Origin of the sequence: Stenotrophomonas sp. NPDC077659 (assembly GCF_050268705.1) — a bacterium.
Lineage (GTDB): Bacteria > Pseudomonadota > Gammaproteobacteria > Xanthomonadales > Xanthomonadaceae > Stenotrophomonas.
In genome coordinates this window covers 20,193-24,324 of sequence record NZ_JBNNHG010000050.1, presented here as the reverse complement: position 1 = coordinate 24,324, position 4,132 = coordinate 20,193, and the positions used below count along the sequence as shown (strand labels likewise).

At 66.5% G+C, this 4,132-nt stretch carries 3 protein-coding genes; all 3 read right to left on the bottom strand.

What is annotated here, in order from left to right; genetic code table 11:
• Positions 1–1,418, bottom strand: a 1,418-nt coding sequence (gene otsA / locus ACQKDV_RS09540) for an alpha,alpha-trehalose-phosphate synthase (UDP-forming) (RefSeq protein WP_427783518.1), incomplete at its 3' end; no start/stop codon positions are given.
• The gene (locus tag ACQKDV_RS09535) at positions 1,415–3,196 is read right to left on the bottom strand and encodes a glycoside hydrolase family 15 protein (RefSeq protein WP_427783519.1); all 1,782 of its coding nucleotides are present in this window, start codon (positions 3,194–3,196) and stop codon (positions 1,415–1,417) included. The genes ACQKDV_RS09535 and otsA, both read right to left, overlap by 4 nt.
• A gap of 40 nt (positions 3,197–3,236) precedes the next feature.
• Positions 3,237–3,995, bottom strand: a complete 759-nt coding sequence (gene otsB, locus ACQKDV_RS09530; protein ID WP_427783517.1) for a trehalose-phosphatase — start codon at positions 3,993–3,995, stop codon at positions 3,237–3,239.
• Positions 3,996–4,132: the final 137 nt, after the last annotated feature.

The window sequence follows — 4,132 nt, the reverse complement described above, 5'->3', positions numbered from 1 at the left end:
GCGACAATGCATCGCTGCAGGCGGACATCGGCTTGGCCGAGGGCCAGCTGCTGAGACCCTTCCAGCGCTTCCAGGTAGCTGCGGCGCCAGTGGTTGATGTCGTAAGCGCGCAGGTGGTCCATCATTGCGTGCCAGCGTTCCTGGCGCCGGCGCAGTGACATCGTTGCTGCGGTGGCGATGGCATCGGCCACACCGTCCAGATCATGCGGGTTCACCAGCAGCGCCTGCTTCAGTTCGTCGGCGGCACCGGCCAGCAGTGAAAGCACCAGTACGCCGGGATCATCCGGGTCCTGCGAGGCTACGTACTCCTTGGCCACCAGATTCATGCCATCACGCAGCGGGGTCACCAGGCCAACGGCGGCGGCGCGGTAGAAGCCGGTCAGCGTGGCATGGGTGAAGTTCTGGTTGACGTAGCGCAGCGGGGTCCAGTCCGGCTCGGCGTGACCACCGTTGATGTGCCCGGCGATCTGTTCAAGCTGGCTGCGCAGCTGCCGGTACTCGGACACGTCGCCACGCGAGACCGGGGCGATCTGCAGGTAGGTCAGCGAGCCGCGCTGGTCGGGGTGGCGCTGCAGGTAGCGTTCGAAGCCGAGGAAGCGCTCGGGCAGGCCCTTGGAATAGTCCAGCCGGTCTACACCGATGGCCAGCTGGCGGTTGCGCAGGCTGCTGCGCAGATCCTTCACCGAGGCCTTGGTGGCGGCCGTGGCGGCCTGGCGGGCAATGTGCCCGGTGTCGATACCGATGGGGAAGGCGGCGGCACGGAAGCGGCGTCCACCCGGGGCCTCCAGGCGGCCGTCTTCCAGTATGCGGCCGCCGCCGAACAGGCGCAGGTAGGTCTGGAAGCGGTCGGCATCGCGCTGGGTCTGGAAGCCGACCAGGTCGTAGGCATACAGCGAGGAAAACAGCCGCAGGTGGTCGGGCATGGCCTGCAGCAGGTCGGCCGACGGCATCGGGATATGCAGGAAGAAGCCGATCCTGCAGCCGATCCCGCGCTCGCGCAGCATCGCGCCCAGCGGGATAAGATGGTAATCGTGGATCCAGACGATGTCGTCCTCGCGCAGCAGCGGCGCGAGCTTGTCGGCGAACAGTGCATTGACCTTGTGATAGGTCTCGCGGGTACCCCGGTCGTAGTCGACCAGATCCAGGCGGAAGTGCAGCAGCGGCCACAGCGTGCGGTTGGAAAAGCCGTTGTAGTAGCCATCCACATCGCGTTTGGCCAGATCCATGGTGACGTACTCGATGTCACCGTCCTTCTGCTGGTGCAGGGTGCCGCTGGCATCCTTGGCGTTCTTGCCGCTCCAGCCGAACCACATGCCGCCGCGCTCCTTCAGCGCAGCCAGCAGGCCGACGGCCAGGCCACCGGCGCGGCTTTCACCGGGCACGGCCACACGGTTGGACACCACAACGAGACGGCTCACGACGCCTCCTGCCAGGAGCGCGACAGGCGCATGGCCGCCGTGATCAGGCCAACGTGCGAATAGGTCTGCGGGAAGTTGCCCCACGCCTCGCCGCCATCGAAGGCCAGATCCTCCGAGAGCAGGCCCAGGTGGTTGCGCTGCTTCAGCAGCAGCTCGAACATCTCGCGCGCCTCATCCATGCGGCCGATTGCCGCCAGCGCATCGATGTACCAGAACGTGCAGATGGTGAAGCTGGTTTCTGGTTCGCCGAAATCATCCGGGGTCACGTAGCGGTACAGCGAATTGCCATGCTTGAGATCGCGGCCGATGGCTTCGACGGTGGCGATGAAGCGGGCATCGAGGGCATCGATGAAGCCGATGTCGGCCAGCAGCAGCAGGGACGCATCCAGCCGATGGCCGTTGAAGGTGTCAGTGAAATGGCCCAGCTCGTCGCTCCACGCCTCGGCCATGATGCGCGCGTGGATGATGTCGGCACGTTCGCGCCAGTAGGTCGCGCGGTCGTCGCGCTTGAGCCGCACGGCGATCTTGCACAGGCGGTCGCAGGCAGCCCAGCACATCGCGCTGGTGTAGGTGTGCACTTCGGTACGGCCACGGAATTCCCACAGGCCCGCATCGGGTACGTCGTGCAGGGCGAAGGCCTGCTCGCCCAGCGGCTCCAGCCGCGCGAAGGTGTGCGCATCGCCCGGGTCCTGCAGGCGGCGGTCGAAGAACAGCTGGGTGGATGCCAGCACCACGCTGCCATAGACATCGTGCTGGCGCTGTACCCAGGCCAGGTTGCCGCGGCGCACCGGGCCCATGCCGCGGTAGCCGGACAGGCTGGGTACTTCATCCTCGTCCAGCTTGGCCTCGAAACCGATGCCGTACAGCGGCTGCAGGGTGCCGTCGGTGGTGGCCAGGTTGAAGATGTAGCCGAGGAACTGCTCCATGGTGCGGGTTGCGCCAAGGCGGTTCAACGCGCGCACCACGAAGGCGGCATCGCGCAGCCAGCAGTAGCGGTAATCCCAGTTGCGTACGCTGCCGGGGGCTTCGGGAATGGAGGTGGTCATCGCCGCGATGATCGCGCCGCTGTCCTCGTACTGGCACAGCTTCAGGGTAATCGCACTGCGGATGACCGCGTCCTGCCATTCCAGTGGAATGGACAGGTAGCGGACCCATTCGCGCCAGTAGTCGCGGGTACGCTGGAAGGCTTCCTGTACGTAGCCGCTGATGGACCGGTTGAGCGACTCATCCACGCCCAGGATCAGATGGACAGGATGGTTGAGCACGAATGGCAGGCCTTCGCGCACCATGCGTACCGGCACATCGGTGGTCAGCCGCAGCACATGCTCGGGCAGGATCCAGCGCACGTGGTTGCTGCCCCAGGTCGATTCGGGCACGCGCGCGCCCCAGTCCGCCAGCGGCCGCGCCAGCACGGTGATGCGCGGGCTGCCGGTCAGCGGCCGTACCTGGCGGATCAGGCTGACCGGCCGGTAGAAACGGTCGTTCTGGCGCCAGCGAGGGGCGAAGTCGAGGATCTCCAGCGATCCGCCGTGGTGGTCATGCAGCACGGTGCGCAGGATCGCGGTGTTGGTCAGATACTCCTGCTCGCTGCTGGCGAAGTCTTCCAGTTCGATGGCAAAATCGCCGCCGGTCTGCTGGTTGGGCCCCAGAAGGGCGCAGAAGGTGGGGTCGCCGTCGAAGGTGGGCAGGCAGCTCCAGACAACGCGGGCATGTTTGTCGACCAGGGCGCCGAAGCTGCCGTTGCCGACCACGCCCAGGTCAAGATCGGGTGGGTTCATCACGCGGTACATCTCGGTTGCGGCCGTGGGGGTGGCCGGGTCAATACGCATTCTCGCGCAGCCAGGCGTGCACGCTGCGTATGTCAGGCAGCGCGAACACGGCCGCGCTGGGTTCTCGTTCGCCGATCAGCACACTCCAGCCGTGCTGTCCGTTGGCGGCCTCGAAGCCGAACTCATCTGTGAGGTCATCGCCGAGGAACACCGGCAGGCGGCCACGGAAGGGCAGGTACTGCATCAGCCGGCGCAGCGCACGGCCCTTGTCGGTGCCCACGGGAACAAACTCGACGACGTGGTCACCCGGCTGCAGGCGATAGCTGGGGCGGGCGCGCACGTGGCGCTTGGCAAAGGCGCGTACGTCACTGGCGGCATGCGGTGCGCCGCGCCAGTGCAGGGCCAGGCCAGCGCCCTTTTCCTCCACCAGCACGCCGGGGTAGCCGTGGGCGAAGCTCATGGCCTGGTGGTGCAGGGCGTGCAGCCATTCGGCGGTGTCATCGTCCTGTTCCTCGCGCAACACGCAGCCGTCCTGGGCACGCAGTTCGTGGCCGTGCAGGCCGGCGGCCGGAAGTTGCAGGGGGGCGAACAACTGGTCCAGCTGTTCAAGGGGACGTCCACTGACGAGGGCGACCGCACCTTCAAGGCGGTCACTGATACGGCCGATGGCTTCACGCACCTCCGGCAGGAGCTGCACGGCATCCGGGCGCGCAGCGAATTCGATGAGGGTGCCGTCGACATCGAGGAACAACGCACAGGCGTCGTCCAGCAATGGCGGTGGCGGACGCAGGGGGAGCGGTTCAGCCATGCCGACCAGCATGCCAGTGCTGGCGTGTAGGGCAGGTCGAGGAAAGGCCACGAACTGGGGGGAAGTGGGAAACCACGACAGGGTAGAGTCGACCGTTGGTCGACTATCGCGCGCAGCGCGGGATTTTCACGGGCTGT

Bases quoted from the DNA above. Each gene is read 5' to 3' on its own strand.
- ACQKDV_RS09535 (WP_427783519.1), bottom strand. From the start codon at position 3,196: ATGAACCCACCCGATCTTGACCTGGGCGTGGTCGGCAACGGCAGCTTC.
- otsB (WP_427783517.1), bottom strand. From the start codon at position 3,995: ATGGCTGAACCGCTCCCCCTGCGTCCGCCACCGCCATTGCTGGACGAC.